This is a genomic window from Paenarthrobacter sp. NPDC090522 (assembly GCF_044769225.1).
In the GTDB taxonomy this organism is placed as follows: domain Bacteria; phylum Actinomycetota; class Actinomycetes; order Actinomycetales; family Micrococcaceae; genus Arthrobacter.
On sequence record NZ_JBIVXL010000008.1, the window covers coordinates 223,757 to 245,122 of the forward strand.

A 21,366-nucleotide genomic window follows, 5' to 3' on the forward strand; every position below is an offset into this window, starting at 1 on the left:
GTGCCGGGCGGAGAATGGAGGCAGCACGAGGTTGGGAGGGCCATGGAGGATCCACGGCATCTGGAAACTCCCGCCGGACAGGCCATGGCCGTGCGGCGGGACCCAGCGATCGACCTTGTCCGCTTCACCTGCCTGCTCCTGGTGGTGGCCGCCCACTGCATGATGGTCAGCCCGGTCCTCCACAGGGACGGAACGGTGACCACAGCCAACACCTTGATGGACCAAGGCTGGTTCACGCCCGTGGTGTGGGTGCTCATGATCGTTCCGCTGTTCTTCGTGATGGGCGGGATGACGGGACTGCAATCCTGGCGCCGCCTGCAGGCCCGGGGCGGAACGGGTTTCCAGTTCGCCCAAGTGCGCCTCCTGCGGCTGGTGCGCCCCGCCATGGCCTTGCTTGCAGTCATGTGGGCGGGATTGTGGACAGCCCTTTTGCTGGGCGTCCATCCGCAGGTGATCCAATTGATGGCAACGGGTGCAGCGATGCCGCTGTGGTTCCTGGCCGCTTACCTCACAGCCCAGGTGAGCATTCCCCTGATGGCCCGTTTCCACCAACGCGCACCCCGGCTGACCTTCGGCATCCTGGCGGCCCTCATCATTACGGTGGATTCGCTGCGCGGAGCCATCCCGGTGCTGGCTTTCGTCAACATGGTCTTCGTCTGGTGTGCGGTCCAGCAATTGGGTTTTCTCATGGCCGACGGCTTCTTCCAGGACCGCAGCCGCTCGTGGCTGATCGGTGCCATAGCCTCAAGCAACCTGGTGCTCGGTGTGGTGACCGGCGTGGCCATCTATCCCGGCAACATGGTGGAGAACATCAACCCGCCCAACTATTGCCTGCTGCTTCTCGGTATCTCCCAAGCGGCTACCTTGCAACTGCTCCACAACGGCATCCGTTGGCTGGGCTCAGTCAGCTGGATACACGCGCTGATCGCCGTTGCGGGACGGCGGGCCATGACGGTCTACCTGTGGCATTTGCCGCTCTTGGTGGGTATGTCGGCGCTGCTCCTGCTCACTGACTTTCCCAAACCGTCGCCGGAGTTGGCGGAATGGTGGTGGGGCCGGATCCCGGTCTTCTTCGCCGTGGTCGCCTTGCTGGTACCCGTCATCCTTGTCTTCGGCCGGCTGGAAAACCGTCCGACGGCGGCCAGCCACGCCCGTGGTCCCTCCCGGACCGCGGTGGTGACTGCCGGCGTCGTGGTTTTCCTGCCGGTGTTGGATGCCGCCCTTAATGGCCTGACGCTGGCGCTGCTGGGTGGGGGAGCGGCGTGCTTCGCGCTCGCCGTCCTGCTCTTGGGGAGGGTTCCGACGCCGGTGCTGCCGCCCCGGAAGCTGCTGGGGGAGCCCACGTTGCCAGCGCGAGGTTTACGTGCCAATCTCGAATCATGACCGACACACCGACTCCTTGGCCGACTCGTTCCGCGCTGGCGTTACCACAGTCCGCAACGACAAATTCCACCGCTACGAACTCCACGTCGACGGGGAGCTGGCCGTCATCTCCCAGTTCATCGACAGGCCTGGTCACATCGATTTCACCCACACCGAGACCAAGCCGCAGTTCAAGGGCCAAGGGCTGGCGAAGGTCCTGGCCCACTTCGCCCTGGACGACGTGGTGGCCTCCGGCAAGCGCATCATTCCCCATTGCCCTTACATCGCTTCCTATCTGCAAAAGCATGAGGGCTATGAGCAGGACGTCGATTGGCCCGCCGAGAAGCCTGTGGGTGAACCGGACAACGACTAGCGCTTCAGCATCCCGGCGTTGGCCAGCCGACGCGGCCGGCGCCGGGGCTTGACGGACGTGACCGGCGTGGAACTCCAATGCCCCAGGCCCGGACGGGTGGACCGCACCGGCCAGGGAGTCCGGGTTCCGGTCAGGGAAACGATCGCATCGTGTTCGTCCGTGACCAGCCGGCCCAGGCACGAGGCCCGGACCTGCATGGCGCTGACCAGGCTGCCCCCATGGGAGTGGTCCACCGCGGTGACCCGGTAGGAGAAACTCCGCATAACCCCTTCGCCCGGTGCCAACGACGAAATTGCCAGGTCCTCGCGGGCCGGGCTGGATGCGTAAGTCAGCGCTTCCATGGCCTCGTTGGTGAACGATCGCGGAATAAGACAAATGTTACGAAGATGACTTTTGGAGCCGTTGCTGATCCACGCCGTGAAGATGACAGTGTCTCCAGGAACGGCTGTAGTTTTGTCCGCGCCGTAAACGAGCTTCACGTGGCGCACCCGGAGCTTCCGTGAAATCGTCCCGGTACGGCTCCCTGGCGGAGAGCCCAGACGGACCCCCGATTGCCCGGGTTTCCGCGCGGATCCGGCAATTTTGGCCACAGAGAGGCCGCGGTTCGCGCCGTGGCGGACGGATCTTGATGCAGCGATGAGGGGCCTCATGAAGACTTAGTGGCGTTGGGGTGAGCTTTGTGTTGCCGTTCCGGGAGAAATTTTGACCCCCTTATAGTCGTAAGTAACCTTCGATTCAAGTCAGCGGACAATCTGATGTCACACTACTGCTTATGGACCAAGCATTAGAGATGGGAACACGTGGGGGGTCGTCCCTGACTGCGGGTGTGGACAGCGACCCCCAACTCCTGGATCTGGTGCGCCAGGGAGCGACGGAAGCTTTCGACACCCTCTACAACCGGCACCTCGCGATTGCCCACTACGTTGCCCGGCAGCAAACCGACAACCCCAGCGACGCCGATGACGTGGTTGCTGAATCTTTCGCGTCGATCTTCCAGTCATTGAAGGACGGAAAAGGGCCCAAGGAGTTCTTCCGGTCCTACCTCCTGACCGTCGTGCGGCGCACTGCCTACGAACGGAACAAAAAGGCCAGGCGGACGCCCATGGCCACCGACGACAGCATCCTCGATTCGGCGGTCCATGACGCGGACACCGTGCTGATCGAGTTCGAGTCGAGCACCATGGCCAAGGCCTTCAAATCGCTGCCCGAACGCTGGCAGGCGGTCCTCTGGCATCTGGACATCGAAGGGTTGAAGCCCGCGGCAGCCGCACCCTTTGTGGGCCTGAGCCCCAACGGCGTCTCTTCCCTTGCCATCCGTGCCAGGGAAGGCCTGCGCCAGGCCTACCTGCAGCACCACATCAGCCAGACAGTGGATGAAGCCTGCGACGAATATGCCAGCCAGTTGGGGAAATACGCGCGCAACGCGTTGAAGCGCTCCTCGCAGGAAAAGGTCAGTTCCCACTTGGAGTCCTGCCCACAGTGCACAGCCCTCCTGGTGGAACTTAGTGACGTGGAAGGCCGGATGCGCGGCCTCCTTTTCCCTCTGGTCGCAGGCATCGCGTTCACCCCTGGCGCGGCGGCGGCATTGGCCTCAGGATCCGTGGGTTCCGTTGCCGGCGGTACGACGGCGGCCCTGCCCACCTCGGGCGCGGGCAAGGGCTCCGGTGCCCTGTCCAAGGTGGTGGTTGCGGCAGCCGTCGCAGCAGTGGCCGTGGCGGGAGTCGCTGCCTGGCTCCTTCAACCGGTGTCCGACTCGACGGTGGCCGGGGCCCGCAGTGCTCCTCCGGTGCAGCCTGCGGTTCCGGATGCACCCACCCTTCCTGCTGCGCCCAGCACTGCTGCCCCCGCGCCGGCTCCGCCTGCGGTGGAAGCACCCCCGGCGGTCCCGCCGGTCGCCACACCGCGGGAACCCGCCGTCGTCGTTCCCGACCTTCCCGTGCTCCAGCGGAAGGCAAGCGTCATCGACTCCGCAGTGGTGACGTCGACGCCGGTGGCCTCGCCTCCGGCAACCCCGGGCACGGTCTTCCAAACGGTTGAGGCCACATTTGCCTCCGTTCCCGGACCGAACGCCGTTGAGCGCGACCTCACGGTGGACTTTTCCCTGTCCGGCGCCGGCACGCCGACGTCGGGTGAGGCAGTCTTCACACTCCCGGATGACGCGACGTTTATCTCCGGCAGGACCACTGTGCCCGCCGGCTGGGATTGTGTGGCTTCCGGCGCACGCGAGATCCGGTGCACTTCCAGCCAACTGGATCCTTCGAGTCTTCACTTCGTGGTGGGAGTTTCCCTGCCCCAGTCGGCGTCCCTGGGGACGCTGGACTACCGTTTGGGCGGGCAAGACATCGTTACCAAGACGTTCACCAACACGTTCCACTAGGTCGTTCCCAAACTTTTTGAACTTTTTCTGAATTCTCGCGTCACGTTTCTCGGGTTGCCTCCACAGGAGCACTAGGTCGCCCATGTCGGCCGCGTTGGAGGTTGTCCGGCTTTCGACGACACGAATCATTGGTTGCGCGTACTGGATCAATGGCGAACAGCCGAGCCAGAGCCAGGGTCTTAGGTGGCCCCGGCCCTTGCGTGACCTAGAGAAACCAAGAGAATCCATGACACATACACGTCCACGAAAGCTGTTAGCGGGCATCCTCGCTGCGGCGATCATTTCGTTAGGGGTAGGTGGCGCGTTGGCGCCACCGGCCACCGCCACAGTTCCGGGGACCCCAGGCGTCACCCAGCCCGGCACCGTGGTCTTCAATGAAGACTTCGAGAACGGCATCGACAATACGCCGCTCGGAGCCCAGTCCTACTCCGCGCCCGGCTCCACGACGTACGTGGGTGCCTCGGGGCAGACGTACACGGGCTCACCCACCTGGATTGATGGCGCACGCTGCAATGGCGTCATCCTGAGCTACGGCAACACCGATACGCCTCCGTGGGCAGTATCGGGTACTGCTGGTTCCGGAACGGAGGACCGCTGTGCCGAGAACGGAACCCGCCGCAGTTACCAGCAGTTGCGCATGCTCGCCAAAGGCATGGGGCAGCAGTTCACTCCCGGATCGCCGGACACCGAGCATGTGACGAGTTCCTTCACGGAGTGCCCTTCGACCCCCACAACCACAGGTTTCTGTGCGCTCATCCCGGCTGGCCCCAAGTTCGGCGTGATGTTCAAGACGGTCAACCCCGTGGCCACCACGGCTGGCCACTACTACACTTTTGGCGTCGATACGGCCTACATCAACTGCATGGCGGCATCTGCGGACCCCTCCTACCAGTTCGCGAAGATCGACGCTGATGGAACCGTGACTCCCATCGGTGATCCGGTCAACGGGTGCCAGACCTCGTCTGACCCGAACGTCAAGGCGTACCAGCAGCAAGTCACCAGCGACATTGGCGGCGTGTTCGGCACAGTCACCAAGACGGTCAACATCAACTCGATGACCACCAACCAGGCCTTCCAGTCCGTGGGTTCATCCATGGGCCTGGAAATGTGGAACAACAACGGCACCACCAACGGCAACGACGGCGCGTTCGACAACGTGCGCCTGGTTGACGTGACTCCGCAGCTGGACAAGTCGTTCTCACCGTCGCTGATCGGCCCGGGCCAGGCGTCCACGCTGACGCTGACGGTGACCAACACCAGCGAACTCAACGCCAAGGACGACTGGTCCATCACGGACACTCTTCCGGCCGGGCTGGTTGTTGCCGGAGCCCCCAACATTGGCGGCACGTGTGTTCAGACTGCCGGCGCACCGCTGAGCACGGTGGCCACTGCAGGCAGCGGAGTCATCTCCGTTACCGGCGGCGACCTTGCCCGTGGGCAGGAATCGTGCACCATCACCGTGGACGTCACCTCGGACACCGAAGGAACCTACGTCAACGGTGCTGCGAACATCCAGACCAACCTGAACCCGCCGGCTGATGCCACCCTGGTGGTCAAGGCTCCGCGCATCGCACTGAGCAAGGCGCTGGATGCTCCCCGCCTGAGTGATTCCGACCAGTTCACCATGGAGATCCGCTCAGGCTCGGCAACCGGCGCAGTGGTCAACAGCACTGCCAACTCCACCACGGCGGGAACGGTTACCACTGTTGCCGCCGGCTCGGGTACCACTGGCAAGTATGTTGCTGCTGCCGGAAGCCCTTACTACCTGACGGAGTCCGGTAACGGACTGGCAGGCTACGCCCAAGCGATCACGTGTACGGATGCCAACGGCCTCCAGCCGGGGCTGCCCTCCGGTGCCGCCTTCACCGGCTCCCTGGCCTTGACGCCGGTGGCTGGTGCGGACATCGACTGCGTGCTGACCAATACCGCGCAGCCTGCTCCGAACATGGAGTTCACCAAGTCCGCTGACGCTTCGGCAGTTCAGTCACCTTCGCGGGTCGGGGACGTGATCACCTACACGTTCAGGGCGAAGAACACCGGGAACACGGACTTGACCGGTGTGGTCATCAACGACCCCCTCGCCGGCCTGTCCAACCTCACCTACTCGTGGCCGGGAACCCCGGGCACTCTGCTTCCGGGTGAAACCGTAACGGCAATGGCAACATACGCCATCACCCAGGCGGACATCGACGCGGGACATGTGGCCAACTCGGCCACCACTTCGGGTAATCCTCCTACCGGTCCTCCGGTCACTCCTCCGCCCGGAACCACTGATACTCCGCTGACCCCGGGACCGGAGATGAGCCTGACAAAGTCGGCTGACGCTTCGGCGATCCAGAACCCCTCCAAGGTTGGGGACGTAATTACCTACACGTTCGAGGCCAAGAACACGGGCAACGTGAAGCTGACGGGCGTTGCGATCAACGATCCTTTGGCTGGCCTGTCTGCGTTGACGTACAGCTGGCCCGGTACTGCCGGTGAGCTGCTGCCCGGCCAGTCAGTGACTGCGACGGCAACGTACGCAATCACGCAGGCTGATATCGACGCCGGCCATGTTGTTAACTCGGCGACCACCACGGGCAACCCGCCCACCGGTCCTGCCGTAACTCCGCCGCCGGCTGGAACGGACACCCCGGTCACTCCTTCGGCAAACATGGCACTGACCAAGTCGGCGGACGCTTCCGCTGTACAGAAGCCTTCGCGCGTTGGTGACATCATCACGTACACCTTCGAAGCGAAGAACACGGGAAATGTTGCGCTGACGGGTGTTGTGATCAATGACCCGCTGCCTGGCCTTTCCGCACTCAGCTACACGTGGCCCGGAGCCGCAGGAACCCTGCAACCGGGCCAGTCCGTGACCGCGACGGCAACGTACGCGATCACGCAGGCCGACATCGATGCGGGTCATGTAGTCAACACTGCGACCACCACGGGCACTCCGCCCAACGGTCCGTCGGTTACTCCTCCGCCCGCCGGCACGGATACACCGCTGACTCCGGCTCCGGCGATGGAGCTCACCAAGTCCGCTGATTCTTCAGCGATCCAGAGCCCCGCTGTTGTGGGCGACCAGGTCACCTACTCCTTCACCGCCAAGAACACCGGCAACGTGAAGCTCACGGGCGTCACCATCAACGACCCCCTGGCAGGCCTGTCCGCGCTCGTTTACTCCTGGCCCGGTACGCCGGGCGAGCTGCAGCCCGGCCAGTCTGTGACTGCAACGGCAACGTACGGCATTACGCAGGCTGACATCGACGCAGGCCACGTGGCGAACACGGCGACCACGACGGGCAACCCGCCCACGGGCCCCGCGGTAACCCCGCCGCCGGCAAGCACGGACACTCCGTTGACTCCTGGTCCGGACATGACCTTGACCAAGACGGCGGATGCTTCCGGTGTCCAGAACCCGTCCCAGGTTGGGGATGTCATCACGTACTCGTTCGAGGCGAAGAACACGGGCAACGTGAAACTGACTGGCGTGGTGATTAACGATCCGCTGGCTGGCTTGTCTCCGCTGAGCTACACCTGGCCCGGCACTCCCGGTGAGTTGCAGCCTGGCCAGTCCGTGACTGCGAAGGCAAGCTACGCGATCACGCAGGCTGACATCGATGCCGGCCATGTTGTGAACTGGGCGACCAGCGCAGGCAATCCGCCCACCGGCCCGGCGATCTCCCCGCCGCGGTCAGGAACGGATACCCCGCTGACGCCTGGCCCCGCAATGGAGTTCACCAAGACGGCTGACCCGTCCGGCGTCCAGGCCCCGAGTGTTGTAGGCGATCGCATCAACTACACGTTCACGGCGAAGAACACGGGCAATGTCACCCTCACGGACGTGGCCATCAACGATCCGTTGGCGGGCCTGTCTCCGCTGGTCTACTCGTGGCCCGGCGTGCAGGGGATCCTGCTTCCCGGCCAGACGGTGACTGCGACGGCAAGCTACGCGATCACCCAGGCGGATATCGATGCGGGTCACGTTGCCAACAGCGCCACCACCACTGGTGTTCCTCCGACCGGCACCCCGGTCACGCCTCCTCCGGGAACCACGGATACCCCGTTGACCCCGGCTCCGGCCATGGAGTTCACCAAGTCCGCTGACGCTTCCGCGATCAAGGACCCGGCTGTTGTGGGCGACCTGATCACCTACACCTTCACGGCCAAGAACACGGGGAACGTGAAGCTGAGCGGTGTCACCATCAACGATCCGCTCGCGGGTCTGTCCGCGCTGAGCTACACCTGGCCGGGAACCTCCGGTGAGTTGCTGCCGGGCGAAACGGTAACTGCTACGGCAACGTACGCGATCACCCAGGCCGACATCGATGCGGGTCATGTGGTCAACGAGGCAACCTCTACGGGTACCCCGCCGTCCGGCCCTGCCGTCACTCCACCGCCGGGTAAGACGGACACCCCGTTGACCCCGTCTCCGGCACTGCAGTTCACCAAGTCGGCTGACGCTTCGGCTGTTCAGAGCCCGGCCGTTGTAGGTGACGTGATCTCCTACAACTTCACGGCGAAGAACAGCGGAAACGTGAAGCTCACGGGTGTTGTGATCGACGACCCGCTGGCTGGCCTGTCTGCACTGAGCTACACCTGGCCGGGTACTCCCGGTGAGTTGCTGCCCGGCCAGACCGTGACGGCCACTGCGAAGTACGCCCTCACCCAGGCGGATATCGACGCCGGTCATGTCGCCAACAGCGCCACGACCACTGGTGTTCCGCCCACAGGGACGCCCCTGACGCCTCCTCCGGGAACGACGGACACCCCATTGGTTCCGGCGCCCGGGATGGTGTTCACCAAGACTGCTGACTCGTCCGCAGTTCATGACCCGACCAAGATCGGCGATGTCATCACCTACACGTTCACGGCAGGGAACACCGGAAATGTGACGTTGAAGAATGTTGCCATCAACGACCCCCTGGCGGGCCTGTCCGCACTGAGCTACAACTGGCCGGGCACCCCCGGTGAGCTGCAGCCGGGTCAGACGGTGACTGCTACGGCAACGTACGCGATCAAGCAGGCGGATATCGACGCCGGTCACGTGGCCAACGTGGCAACCGCCACCGGCACTCCGCCGACGGGCACTGCCCTGACGCCGCCTCCGGCCACAACGGACACCCCGTTGACCCCGGCACCGGCGATGGAGTTGACCAAGTCGGCTTCCGCGCCGGCTGCAGGAGGGACCTCCGAGGTCGGAGACCTGATCACCTACACGCTGTCGGCGAAAAACACCGGCAACGTAAAGCTGACAAACGTGTCGATCAACGATCCCTTGGCTGGACTGTCGGCCTTGGTCTACAGCTGGCCCGGAACTCCGGGTGAACTGCAGCCGGGCGAGACGGTGACCGCTACGGCAACGTACGCGATCACCCACGCCGATATCGATGCAGGTCACGTCGCCAACCTGGCGACCACCACGGGTACTCCTCCGTCTGGCCCGTCGGTTGGCACGCCGCCGGTAGGTACGGACACCCCGTTGGTCCCGGCTCCTGCGATGGAGTTCAGCAAGCAGGCCTTGGTCTCGCTCGTCGCCGGCCCGTCGCACGTGGGCGATGAGATCGTCTACCAGTTCACAGCCAAGAACACCGGCAACGTGAAGCTGACCAACGTGTCCATCGACGACCCGATGGCCGGCCTGTCGGCTCTGAGCTACACCTGGCCCGGCACCCCGGGTGAGTTGCTCCCCGGAGAGACGGTCACTGCCCAGGCGACGTACCACGTCACCCAGGCGGATATCGACGCCGGTCACGTCGCCAATCTGGCGACCACCACGGGCACTCCTCCCACCGGCCCGGCGGTCACCCCGCCTCCGGCCGGCACGGACACCCCGCTGTCGCCTGATGCAGCACTGGAGTTCTCCAAGACCGCGGATGCTTCCGCAGTAGGGGATCCCGCGAAGGTGGGTGACATCGTCACCTACACCTTCACGGCGAAGAACACTGGCAACGTCATGTTGACGGGTGTGGCCATCCACGATGTCCTGCCAGGCTTGTCCGCACTGCGCTATAACTGGCCGGGCACTCCTGGTGAGCTGCAGCCTGGCCAGACGGTGACTGCGACGGCAACGTACGCGGTAACCCAGGCCGATATCAATGCCGGCAAGGTCGTGAACAATGCGACTGCCACCGGCCTGCCTCCGACGGGACCGCAAGTTACTACGCCACCTGCAAGTGCTGTTGTGACTTTCCCGCCGGTTGTTCCGAACCAGCCAGGTGAGTCGCTGGCCTCCACGGGTGTTGTTCTCACCGTGTTGCCCATCAGCCTCCTGGTAGTTGGTGCGGGACTGTTCCTGTTCCTCATTGGACGCCGTAAGCGTTCCGAGGCATAGGGAAGGAGTGCGCGGCAACCGGTCTCCCCATTTCGGTTGCCGCGCACTTTCCATGGCTTCCACGAATCAGCAAAAAAGGAATCAGGTAGTTACTCCATGAAGAAGTCAGTCGTGTGCATGGTGGGCGTGCTGGTCTCAGCAGCCGCGCTCGCTGGTTGTTCCTCGCCCAGCAACCAACCCGGCCAACCGCCGTCGTCCACTACAACCCAGGCACCCACTACTGGTGAGGCCAAGCCGGCAAACCCGGGCACGGGCATCATCGAGGCCACCACCATGGCCTCCTGCGATACCGCCGCCGGCAAGGTAGCGGCCAAGGGGACCGTGACTCCACCCGAGGGCACCAAGGGAACCGTGAAGATCTCCGTGAGCTGGGTGGATCCGACGTCGTCGTCGGTGCTTGCCCGAGGCGAGCAGTCGTTCAAGGACGCACAGGCGGGCAAAGCCCTTGAGTGGGCCATCAACGCCGAGGTTCCCCAGAAGGGGACCGAGGTCAAGTGCGTGCTGGGAGCAACCGTTCTCTAGCAGCGGCTAACAGCGCCGACTCAAGCCGTCGGGTCGGAGCGCACTAACGGAAGCGGCCGATCGGGTTCACCATGACCCGGCCGGCCGCTTCTTTTGCCATTGGGCGGCGTGCCAGAAGAGCAGCCAACGTGAGCAGCAGGAAGGTGTTTGTCTCAAATAATGAGATGCGAATCTCTTAATGTGAGACGACTCGATACGCTGCCAGCATGACAATCCCCTCAGCGATCCCGCCCTTTGTCTCTCTCGACTGGTGCGAGGACCATCAGTCAAACCTTGTCCTTGCAGATGCCCGCTGGTACCTCGATGGCAGTTCCGGGCGCCGGGCCTACGATCAAGGCCACCTGCCGGGTGCCGTCTTCGTGGACCTTGACGCCTGGCTTTCCGGTGATTCAGGCGACGCGGTCGGGCGGAATCCGCTCCCTGATCCGGAAGTCTTTTCGGCGGGCATGTCCTCCCTGGGGATTGGCGACTCAGACGTTGTGGTGGCCCATGACGATGCCGGTGGGGTCATCGCCGCACGGTTGGTCTGGATGCTTCGGGCTACCGGTCGCCAGGCAGCAATTCTCGACGGCGGGATGGCCTCCTATCGCGGCCCACTGGAGTCGGCGCCGGCAGCAAGGGAGGTCGCGGACTTCAGCGTCCGCCCGTGGCCGAACGAGCGTTTGGCCACCATCGAGGACGTGCTCCGTGGCGACTCTTTGGTGGCTGATGCCCGGAACCGGGATCGATTCGAGGGGCTGCAGGACCCGGTCGATCCCCGCCCGGGACACATCCCGGGGGCCGGCAACCTTCCCTGCCGGGAGAACCTTGATGCCACCGGAAGGCTATTGGCGGACGGCGAGCTTCGCCGTAACGTCCGGGCGGCGGGAATCCGCACCGCCGATCGGTTCATCAGTTACTGCGGCTCCGGGGTGACGGCGTGCCACAACCTCCTCATGCTGGAGCATCTAGGGCTGGGTGAGGGGCGCCTGTTCGTGGGCGGGTGGTCCCAGTACAGCCGGTCCCCGGAGCTGCCCGTCGAACTCGGGCCGGCCGGAAACGTGGCCTGAAGCAGCCATTCCTTGGCCGAAAGGCGTGACATTTTGCACCCAAAACCCCTTCAGGAAAAGTCAATGACGCACTACCGCCCGGTACATCACCGAGAAACCGCCTTCCGAGCGAATTAGGTCACAAAAGTTTGACGCAAAGGCAAACCTAAGTAAGGCTTGCCTTTGCTAACTAGCGATCCCAACGCAACGGAAGGAAGCTGTCGTGACGTCACCCAGTGTCGAAGAGCAGATAGCTCAGGAGCAGGATTTCGGCTCCAAAGTGGAGCTGGCACTTGCTGCCACCAACCAGCTGTTCAACGCACGAAATTCGCCCAGCTATGTGGCGCAGGTCCTCCAGGGAGTCAATGCCGTCTCCACCAAAGTGCAGCGCACCGCCCAGCCGTTCACCGGCGTCGCGCATGCGGAACTGAAGGCCAAAGTTGGTGCCGTCGACCTCGAGCGACCCCTTCCCGACACCGCCGCCGCCTTGGAGGAGTTGGAGGAGCTCTACCTCAAGGACGCCATCTACTTCCACGACGCACGCTATGCCGCGCATTTGAACTGCCCGGTGGTCATCCCGGCGCTGGTGGGCGAGGCCGTGCTCTCGGCCGTGAACTCCTCCATGGACACGTGGGACCAGAGCGCGGGTGCCACCATGATCGAGCGCCGCCTCATCGATTGGACCGCCGAGCGAATCGGCTTCACCGCAGAAGCGGATGGCGTCTTCACCTCCGGCGGCAGCCAGTCCAACTTCCAGGCGCTGCTGATTGCCCGTAACCACGCCGTCGCCAAGCTGCGTACGGACGCCCCGGAGGCCCGCCTGCCGCACCTGCTGGACCGCCTCCGGATCTTCACGTCCGCGGACAGCCACTTCAGCATCCAGAAGTCGGCCTCCATGCTCGGCCTCGGCTTCGATGCCGTCATCGCCATTCCCACTGCCGAAGACCACCGCATGGATCCCGCCGCCCTTGCGGCTGCTTTGGCGGAAGCACACGACGCCGGGCTGGTACCCATGGCGGTGGTGGCCACTGCCGGGACCACCGACTTCGGTTCGGTTGATCCGCTCTCCGAGCTTGCCGCACTGGTCCGCGCCTATGACTCCTGGCTGCACGTGGACGCCGCCTACGGTGGAGGGCTCATTGTTTCCGGCCGCTACCGTCACCTTCTGGACGGCATCCACTTGGCCGATTCCGTGACCGTCGACTTCCACAAGACGTTCTTCCAGCCGGTCAGCTCCAGTGCTGTGCTGGTCCGCCATGGATCCATGCTCGGCCATGTCACCTACTACGCCGACTACCTGAACCCGGAGAGCGCCGCCAAGGCCGAGATCCCCAACCAGGTGGACAAGAGCATCCAGACCACGCGCCGTTTCGATGCCCTGAAGCTCTGGCTGACCCTGCGCATCATGGGCGCCGACGCCATTGGTGCCCTGTTCGACGAAGCCATCGACCTGACGGGACGAGTCGGTGCCTTGCTTGCCGATGACGCCGAGTTTGAACTCGCCGCAGCTCCGCAGTTGAGCACGCTTGTGTTCCGTTACCGGCCTCTCATCGGCGGCGAAAAGCTCGACGAGAACGCCGCCGACGCCCTCAATCCCGCCATTCGCGCTGCGATCTTCGCATCCGGCGAAGCCGTTGTGGCAGGCACGAAGGTGGCCGGACGCCACTACCTCAAATTCACCCTCCTCAACGCCGAGGCCTCCCTGAGGGACATTCAGGAAATCATCGAACTCATCCGCCGCACGGGCGCCAGCCTGCTCGCAAACACCACGGAGGCCGCCGCGTGAGCACCCCGGACAACAGCAAGATTTACGACGTCGCGGGCATCGGCGTCGGGCCCTTCAACCTTGGCCTCGCGGCACTCAGCGAGCCGGTGGAGAACCTGGACTGCTTGTTCCTGGAACGCCGCGAGTCCTTCGACTGGCACCCCGGCATGATGCTGGAGCCGGCCCACCTGCAGGTTCCGTTCATGGCGGACCTCGTGACCCTGGCAGACCCGACGTCGCCGTACTCGTTCCTGAACTTCCTGAAGCAGACGGGACGCTTGTACCGCTTCTATATCCGCGAGAACTTCTACCCCTTGCGTGCCGAATACAACCAGTACTGCCAGTGGGTGGCCGGGCAGTTGGATTCGGTCCGATTTAGCACGGATGTGCTGGATGTGACGTACGACGACGGCGTGTACCGCCTTTCGGTGCAGGGCCCCGGCGGCGCGGAGGTGCTTCGCGCGCGGCGCCTGGTCCTTGGCACGGGAACCTCGCCGTACATCCCTGTGTCCTGTGCGGGGATAGTGGATGGCGGGGGACTGGTCCTCCACAACGCGGAGTACCTGTCGAGGAAGAGTGAGCTGCAGTCCAAGCGCAGCATCACGATCGTGGGCAGCGGGCAGAGTGCCGCAGAGCTGTACTACGAGCTCCTCCAGGAAATCGACGTGTACGGATATCAGCTCAACTGGGTGACCCGCTCCGGCCGCTTCTTCCCGCTGGAGTACACCAAGCTCACCCTTGAGATGACCTCGCCGGAGTACGTGGACTATTTCCACTCGCTGCCTTCGGACCAGCGGGACAACCTGATCAAGAACCAGAAGAACCTGTACAAGGGCATCAACTCGGACCTGATCGACGACATCTACGATCTCCTCTACACCAAGAGCCTGTCCGGAATCGTGGACACCCAGCTGCACACGCACTCCTCGCTGACGGCTGCCGAATGGAATGCTGCGACGGGCACCCACACCCTGCGGTTGCGCCACGAAGAGCACGGCCGCGACTACACCCTCGAGTCGGAGGCAGTAGTGCTCGCCACCGGCTACTCCTATAAGGAACCCGCCTTCCTGGCCGGTATCAAGGACCGTATCCGTCGCGACGCGAAGGGACGGTTCGACGTCGAGCGCAACTACGGTACCGGCGTCGAACCCGGCGAAATCTTCGTCCAGAACGCGGAACTGCACACCCATGGCTTCGTCACCCCGGACCTGGGCATGGCCGCCTACCGCAACTCCTGCATCCTGCGCGAAATCACGGGGCGCGAGATCTACCCGGTCGAACGCAGCATCGCATTCCAGCAGTTCGGCGCGCCGGCTCCGGTCGTCGTGGACGCCCCTGAGTCTGTAGGAGCAGCAGTATGAGCTTCACGTTCCGCCCTGTGGATCCCGTAGCCGACGCACCAGTCCTCCACAGCTGGGTGAGCCAGGAATACGCCCGGTTCTGGGGCATGGTGGGATGCGCCGAACAGGACGTTGTGGAGGAGTACTCAAAGATCGCCGCCACGGGTCACCACCAGGCCTTCCTGGGGCTCGACGACGGTGTCCCCGCCTTCCTGATGGAACGGTACCGCCCGGCATCATCCCCGCTGGCGGACGTGTACGACGTCCAGCCGGGCGACATCGGAATGCACTTGCTGGTCTCCCCGCCGAGCGGCGACCCGCAACCGGGCTTCACCACCGCCGTCATGCAGGCCGTGATGCAGGAACTGTTCGAGGACGCCGAAACCCAGCGGGTCGTCGTCGAGCCTGATGCCCGCAACCACAAGATCCATGCGCTCAACCAGAAGGTGGGCTTCCGCCCGCACGGCGTGGTGACCCTTCCCGCCGTCGACCCTTCCGAAGACCACAAGCAGGGGCTGCTGAGTTTCTGCACGCGCGAGGATTTCCTTGCCACCCTGACCCCGATTCTGGCCGCGCCTGCCGCGGCGACCAGAGGAGAAGACCAGTGACCAGCACCGTCGAAACCGGCATCGCACCATCGGCCGCACCCGTTTCCCACCTCAACCCGGAGAGCTGGGCGGTTGCCAACCGGCACCTGATCCGGAAGGCGATCGCGGAGTTCTCGCACGAACGGATCCTGGTTCCGGACCTGATCCGCGACGAAGGTGCAGGCGTTGGCTTGTACCGCGTGACGAGCGACGACGACACGGTTGAGTACCGCTTCCGTGCAACCGTCCTGGAGCTGGATCATTGGGCGGTCCGGCCGGAATCCATTGCCCGCTTCCGCGAAGGCGAGGAGCTGCCGCTGGATGCCCTGGACTTCATTGCCGAGTTCCATGAAGCACTGGGCATCAAGATGGAAATGCTCCCTGTCTACCTCGAAGAAATCAGCAGCACCCTGGCCGGCCACGCCTACAAGCAGGGCAAGCCGTTCGGGTCCGCCGAGTTGGCCGCGGGTGTCACGGGTGGGTTCGACGTGGCTGCGGATTTCCAGGCGATCGAGCACAGCATGACCGAGGGACACCCGTGCTTCGTGGCCAACAACGGCCGCCTTGGCTTCGGGATTTCCGACTACCATGCTTTCGCGCCGGAAACCGGAGCCGTTGTGCGGCTGCAGTGGATCGCCGTGCACCGCAGCAAAGCCGTGTTCACCTCCAGCGCCGGCCTCGATTACCGGACGCACTTCGAAGCGGAACTAGGGCCCGCAACGCTCGCATGGTTCAGCACGGAGTTGTCCGCGTCCGGACTCGATCCCGATGACTACCTCCTCATGCCGGTCCATCCGTGGCAATGGGACAACAAGCTCACCGTGACGTTCGCGGCAGAAATCGCCCAGCGCCACATTGTGCACCTCGGCTCGGGGGAGGACGACTACCAGGCCCAGCAGTCCATCCGCACGTTCTTCAACACCACGTCACCGGAGAAGGCGTACGTCAAGACGGCCATGTCCGTGCTGAACATGGGCTTCATGCGTGGACTCTCGCCGCAGTACATGAAGGCAACACCGGCCATCAACGACTGGCTGCAGGACTTGATCTCGAAGGACCAGGAGCTCCAGAACCGGGGCCTGGCCATGATCAAGGAATCTGCCGCCATCGGCTACCACAACCACTACTACGAGGCGGCTTCGGCCAAGGGTTCGCCTTACCGCAAGATGCTCTCTGCCCTGTGGAGGGAAAGTCCGCTGCCCTTGCTCAAGGAAGGCCAGCAACTGGCCACCATGGCTTCCTTGCTGCACGTGGATGCGTCCGGCATTTCCATGGTCTCTTCCCTCATTGCCCGGTCCGGGCTGGCTCCCACCGAGTGGCTGCGCCGTTACTTCGAGGCCTACCTCGTGCCGCTGGTGCATTGCCTCTACGAGTACGAGCTTGCCTTCATGCCGCACGGCGAGAACGTCATCCTGATCCTGGAAGACGGCGTGCCGGTGCGGGCCATCATGAAGGACCTGGCCGAGGAAATCGTGGTGATGGGTGACCGGCTTGAACTCCCGGAAGAGGTTTCCCGCATCAAGGCCGAGATTCCTGCCGAAGAGATGGTCCTGGCGATCTTCACCGATGTCTTCGACTGCATCTTCCGCTTCCTCGGTGCGATCCTCGTGGAAGACGGGACGCTCCGCGAAGACGAGTTCTGGGGAACCGCGGCCGGCGTGCTGCGCGAATACCAGGAACGCCATCCGGAGTTGGCAGACCAGTTCGCCATGCACGACCTCTTCGCCCCGGACTTCGAATTGTCCTGCCTCAACCGGCTGCAGCTTCGGAACAACCAGCAGATGCTGGACATCTCCGATCCCTCGGGCGGACTCCAAATGGCCGGACGGCTGGCCAACCCCTTGGCGAAGTTCGCCTAAGCACCCGCAGCGAGGGGTTGGCTTTCGGCACTTTCAAGGCTTGAAAAGCCCGGGAGCTAACCCCTCGGCGCGTCAACGAGCGCCACGATCTCCGTTTCGTAGGCCTGCGATGACGTCATGGAGCCGCGGAACCAGCACACTGCATGGATTGACGGATCGCCCGGCACCACGATCGGCCGGAGATTGTCCACGTCCGAGCCTTCCGTCACGGCATCCCATGCCCAGCTTGCGCCCCTGTCCGTGGTGACGCCGCGGTAGAGCTCGTAGTGCGCGGTGGCCTCGCCGGTCCGGGGATCCACGGGTGTGGAGATGTACACACAGTCCAGGTTGTTCGGGTCCACGGCACCCAGGCCGGTGTAGTCCTGCTCGTGGGGCAGCAGCGCGGGACCCGCGACGGCGAGTGGATTCAGTTCCCAGCGCACGCCGTCAAAGCGCGCGTACAGCAGGCGGTGATCGTCGACGTCGAGCATTTGCTCCCGCTGCAGCGGACCGTTGACGTCGTTGGCGCGGCAAGTGACGATCGCGGCGAGTTCCGAACCTTGGCGGCGGAGGTCAGTGGTCCAGCCGTGGGTGAGGGTATCGCCGTCGATCGTCATTCCGGCTTCGAAGACCGTGGTGAGTGCCGTTTGGTTGATGCCTGCAGAGCCGATGACCGGCTTGCTGACCACGTTGCCTTCGGCGTCGTGCAATGCATCGTCCTGGATGAAGCCGTGGTGGATGCTGTTGTTGTAGTCCCGCGGGTGGTGGTCCGTGGTGATGAGGTCAATGCGGTCCGTGCCATTGGCGGCGTAGCGCGTGTAGCCGTTCACGTATCCGATCTTGGGGCGGGTGAAGAGCTTGCCGCCGTAGCTCCATGTTGTTCCGTCGTCCTCGGAGACCATGAGTGTGGGATCGTCATTGATGGCGCGGACAAAGTTGTAAGTACGGCCCTCCGCGGCAAGCCGGTGGAGGTTGGAGTAGGTAGCGCCGCGACCGCCGGCGAGTTCCGTCCAGTCGAAGACCTGCTCCGGTTCCCACTCGGTGGCGTCATGCGGGCGGACCGAGACGCGCCACCGAGAATAGTTGTCCGTCTTGTGCTTGGCGTACATGGCCAGGTATCGGCCGTCGGGCCGGATCAGGAGGGCCGGGGCGTTGTGGTCATCGGATTCAAGGCGTTCGTGGAGGACCTGGACCGTGCTGCTTCCGGTGTTGAGGTCCAGGACGGCCAGTTCGATGTTTCCGCCGCGTTCTTCACCGCCCTGTCCTGGGGGTGCCGCCACTGAACCGATCAGCAGGGTGTTGTTTGCCGGGTCGATCAGGGCGCGCTCATCCTGGAACCAGCACCAGGCGCCGTTGTTGTTGAGGACAAGTGGAGTTGGCTGGGCTTCGTTGGCCATGGGGATCCTTTGCGGTATTGCATCGTTTCAAAAGGAATCCTACGCCCCCTGGTTGGCACGTAGTGACAGTCCCACGCGCGAACACCGTCATCAATGGGCATCTCGGCGGGAAGTGCAGGGGACTAATCTGGGCGCATGACGACTCGAGCCAACGAACGTACCGCCCTCGTCACCGGAGCTACTGCAGGGCTCGGCGCGGAATTTGCGCGCCAACTGGCCGAGGGCGGCCACCACCTGGTCCTGGTGGCCCGTGATGAAGGGCGGCTTAAAGCCAAAGCCGGGGAACTCGAACGCGACTTCAGTGTCTCGGTGGAGACGCTCGCCGCGGACCTGACTACCGCCGTCGGGGTTTCAGCAGTGGCGGACCGGCTCCGGGACGCCGCGAGGCCGGTGGATGTGCTGGTCAACAACGCGGGCATCGGCCTGTTGAAGTCTTTCGAGGACAACGAGCTGGAAGAAGAGAGGCGGCACCTCCATCTGCACGTCCAGACGCCCATGGAATTGTGCCACGCTGCCCTGGAGGTGATGCTGGTGCGGGGGAGCGGCCGGATCATCAATGTGGCAAGCGTGGCGGCCTTCGCCAACCGGGGCACCTACTCCGCCGCGAAGGCCTGGCAGGTCACGTTCAGTCGCTGGGCCAACCTTGCCTACGCGAAGTCGGGTGTCCAGGTGACGGCGGTTTGCCCGGGGTTTACCCACACCGAATTCCACGAGCGCATGGGCATGGACAAATCCGTCGCTCCACGGTTCCTGTGGCTCACCGCCGAACGCGTGGTGAGGGAGGGGTTGGAGGACAATGCGCAAGGCAAGGCCATCTCCATCCCCACCCGCCGCTACAAAGTGGTCAGTTTCTTCGCCCGGGTTCTTCCCGCGAAGCTCACGTCCGGACCGCCGCGGAGGCCGCTCAAGCCTTAGTGGCAGACGTCAAGGGCAGGGAGTCCAGATCGAGGAGCGGATTGGTGTCCTGGTTCGCTTCGAGTTCCTTTGCTTCGGCCTCGGTGTCCACGCTGGGCATGGAGCCCGGCAGCGGACGCCTGGCCGATTCCGGCAGGAAGTAGATGGCGATCGCCCCGATGACCGAGGTGCCGGCGAGGTAGAACGCGGGTGCCATGTCGCTTCCGGAGAGGTCGATCAGTGCCTGGATAATGAAGGGCGTAGTGCCGCCGAAGATCGCCACGGAAAAGTTGTAAGCGATGCCCATGCTGCTGTAGCGGTGGGACGTGGGGAACAGGGCAGGCAGGGCGGACGCCAGATTCGCAACGTAGAACGTCACGGGGAACGCAACCAGGGCGAGGCCAGCGAGGGTGGACCAGACGGCTCCGATCCCGATCAGCAGGAAGGCCGGGATGGCCAGCACGATGGTGCTGCCAGCGCCGATCCAGAGCACCGGCCGCCGTCCGATCCGGTCCGAGAGCTTGCCGGTCAACGGAATGCACAGGGACATCACCACCAGCACCGGGATACTGAGCAGCGTGCCGTGGATGGGGTCGTAGCCCTTGGACTCGGTGAGGTACGTGGGCATGTAGGAGGTCAGGGCATAACCCACCGTGTTTGCTGCCGCTGCCAGGACCATGGCCAGGACAATGTGGCGCCAGTGTGCCTTGAGGATTGCCGCCGGCCCGCCGGCCTTCGCCTTGGCATCGGCGGCAGCTTTGACGGCGTTGGCATTCTGGGCGTCCAGCGTTGCCTGGAACTGCGGCGATTCCTCGATCCTGGTCCGGAAATAGACCGCGGCAGCGCCCAGGGGGCCTGCAATCAGGAACGGCAGCCGCCATCCCCATTCCTCCATGGCGCTTTGGCCCAGGGTGAGTTGCAGTGCGGAAACCAGGGCGGCGCCCATGGCGAAGCCCAGATAGGAGCCCATGTCCAGGAAGCTGGCGAAGTAACCGCGCTTCTTGTCCGGGGCGTATTCGCACACGAAGGTGGTGGCGCCTGCGTACTCGCCTCCGGTAGAGAATCCCTGGGCAAGTTTCAGGACCACCAAGAGCACCGCGGCCCAGATGCCGATCTGGGCGTAGCCGGGCAGGATGCCCACAGCAAAGGTGCTTGCCGACATGAGCAGCAGGGTGGCTGCCAGGACCTTCTGGCGGCCTACCTTGTCACCCAGCCAGCCAAAGACCAAGCCGCCCAAGGGCCGGGCGATGAACGTCGCCGCAAAGGTCCCCAGCAGGAACAGGGTCTGCACTGACCTGTCCGCTTCGGGGAGGAATACCGGTCCCATGGTGGTGATCAGGTAGCCAAAGACGCCGACGTCGTACCACTCCATCGTGTTGCCGACGATCGTTCCGCCAAGGGCCTTCTTCAGCATCTTCGGGTTCACGACGTTGACGTCCGTCCACCGGAGGCGCCGCCTTGGCCCTGCTGTTCCCGATTCTGCTTCCGCCGGGTTTTCCCCCGGGTTCCGGCTGTTCGTACTGCTTTGATCGATGGTGCTGGCACCCTTGATTGTCGTCAACAG

General features: G+C 63.9%; 14 protein-coding genes. 11 read left to right on the forward strand and 3 right to left on the reverse strand.

The window, feature by feature from the left end:
- The first annotated feature begins 42 nt into the window (after positions 1–42).
- Complete coding sequence (locus ACIQT2_RS12795) at positions 43–1,383, forward strand: acyltransferase (RefSeq protein WP_402946867.1); 1,341 nt, start codon at positions 43–45, stop codon at positions 1,381–1,383.
- Positions 1,370–1,735: a GNAT family N-acetyltransferase gene (locus ACIQT2_RS12800; protein WP_402946930.1), complete on the forward strand. Its 366-nt coding sequence runs from the start codon at positions 1,370–1,372 to the stop codon at positions 1,733–1,735. The genes ACIQT2_RS12795 and ACIQT2_RS12800 overlap by 14 nt, the downstream gene beginning before the upstream one ends.
- Here ACIQT2_RS12800 and ACIQT2_RS12805 read toward each other — a convergent pair.
- Entirely contained in the window at positions 1,732–2,076 is a 345-nt protein-coding gene (locus ACIQT2_RS12805; protein WP_402946870.1) for a hypothetical protein, read from the reverse strand. The genes ACIQT2_RS12800 and ACIQT2_RS12805 overlap by 4 nt on opposite strands.
- Before the next feature lie 431 nt (positions 2,077–2,507).
- On the opposite strand from ACIQT2_RS12805, the gene ACIQT2_RS12810 reads away from it, so the two are divergent.
- The 8 genes from ACIQT2_RS12810 to ACIQT2_RS12845 all read left to right on the forward strand — a co-directional run bounded on the left by ACIQT2_RS12810 (position 2,508) and on the right by ACIQT2_RS12845 (position 17,532).
- Positions 2,508–4,112 carry a sigma-70 family RNA polymerase sigma factor gene (locus tag ACIQT2_RS12810; RefSeq protein WP_402946873.1) on the forward strand — a complete coding sequence of 535 codons (1,605 nt, stop codon included), beginning with the start codon at positions 2,508–2,510 and terminating at the stop codon, positions 4,110–4,112.
- 226 nt (positions 4,113–4,338) lie between these two features.
- Positions 4,339–10,431: a hypothetical protein gene (locus ACIQT2_RS12815; RefSeq protein ID WP_402946875.1), complete on the forward strand. Its 6,093-nt coding sequence runs from the start codon at positions 4,339–4,341 to the stop codon at positions 10,429–10,431.
- 96 nt (positions 10,432–10,527) lie between these two features.
- Entirely contained in the window at positions 10,528–10,953 is a 426-nt protein-coding gene (locus ACIQT2_RS12820; RefSeq protein WP_402946878.1) for a hypothetical protein, read from the forward strand.
- Between the two features lie 206 nt (positions 10,954–11,159).
- Positions 11,160–12,002 (forward strand): sulfurtransferase, encoded by an 843-nt coding sequence (locus ACIQT2_RS12825; RefSeq protein ID WP_402946880.1) that lies wholly within the window; start codon positions 11,160–11,162, stop codon positions 12,000–12,002.
- 202 nt (positions 12,003–12,204) lie between these two features.
- Positions 12,205–13,767, forward strand: a complete 1,563-nt coding sequence (locus ACIQT2_RS12830; RefSeq protein WP_400335345.1) for a pyridoxal phosphate-dependent decarboxylase family protein — start codon at positions 12,205–12,207, stop codon at positions 13,765–13,767.
- On the forward strand, positions 13,764–15,107 hold the full coding sequence (locus ACIQT2_RS12835) for a lysine N(6)-hydroxylase/L-ornithine N(5)-oxygenase family protein (protein WP_402946882.1): 1,344 nt from the start codon (positions 13,764–13,766) through the stop codon (positions 15,105–15,107). Before ACIQT2_RS12830 ends, ACIQT2_RS12835 begins: the two co-directional genes overlap by 4 nt.
- Entirely contained in the window at positions 15,104–15,694 is a 591-nt protein-coding gene (locus ACIQT2_RS12840; protein ID WP_402946884.1) for a GNAT family N-acetyltransferase, read from the forward strand. The genes ACIQT2_RS12835 and ACIQT2_RS12840 overlap by 4 nt, the downstream gene beginning before the upstream one ends.
- Complete coding sequence (locus ACIQT2_RS12845; RefSeq protein WP_402946886.1) at positions 15,691–17,532, forward strand: IucA/IucC family protein; 1,842 nt, start codon at positions 15,691–15,693, stop codon at positions 17,530–17,532. The genes ACIQT2_RS12840 and ACIQT2_RS12845 overlap by 4 nt, the downstream gene beginning before the upstream one ends.
- 56 nt (positions 17,533–17,588) lie before the next feature.
- Here ACIQT2_RS12845 and ACIQT2_RS12850 read toward each other — a convergent pair whose 3' ends face one another.
- A complete protein-coding gene (locus tag ACIQT2_RS12850) occupies positions 17,589–18,908 on the reverse strand; it encodes a BNR-4 repeat-containing protein (protein ID WP_402946888.1) in 1,320 nt (439 codons plus the stop codon).
- Positions 18,909–19,043: 135 nt separating this feature from the next.
- On the opposite strand from ACIQT2_RS12850, the gene ACIQT2_RS12855 reads away from it, so the two are divergent.
- The gene (locus ACIQT2_RS12855; protein ID WP_402946890.1) at positions 19,044–19,823 is read left to right on the forward strand and encodes an SDR family NAD(P)-dependent oxidoreductase; all 780 of its coding nucleotides are present in this window, start codon (positions 19,044–19,046) and stop codon (positions 19,821–19,823) included.
- Here the strand turns inward: ACIQT2_RS12855 and ACIQT2_RS12860 are convergent.
- The gene (locus ACIQT2_RS12860; RefSeq protein WP_402946932.1) at positions 19,813–21,354 is read right to left on the reverse strand and encodes an MFS transporter; all 1,542 of its coding nucleotides are present in this window, start codon (positions 21,352–21,354) and stop codon (positions 19,813–19,815) included. The two genes, ACIQT2_RS12855 and ACIQT2_RS12860, sit on opposite strands and share 11 nt — an antisense overlap.
- Positions 21,355–21,366: the final 12 nt, after the last annotated feature.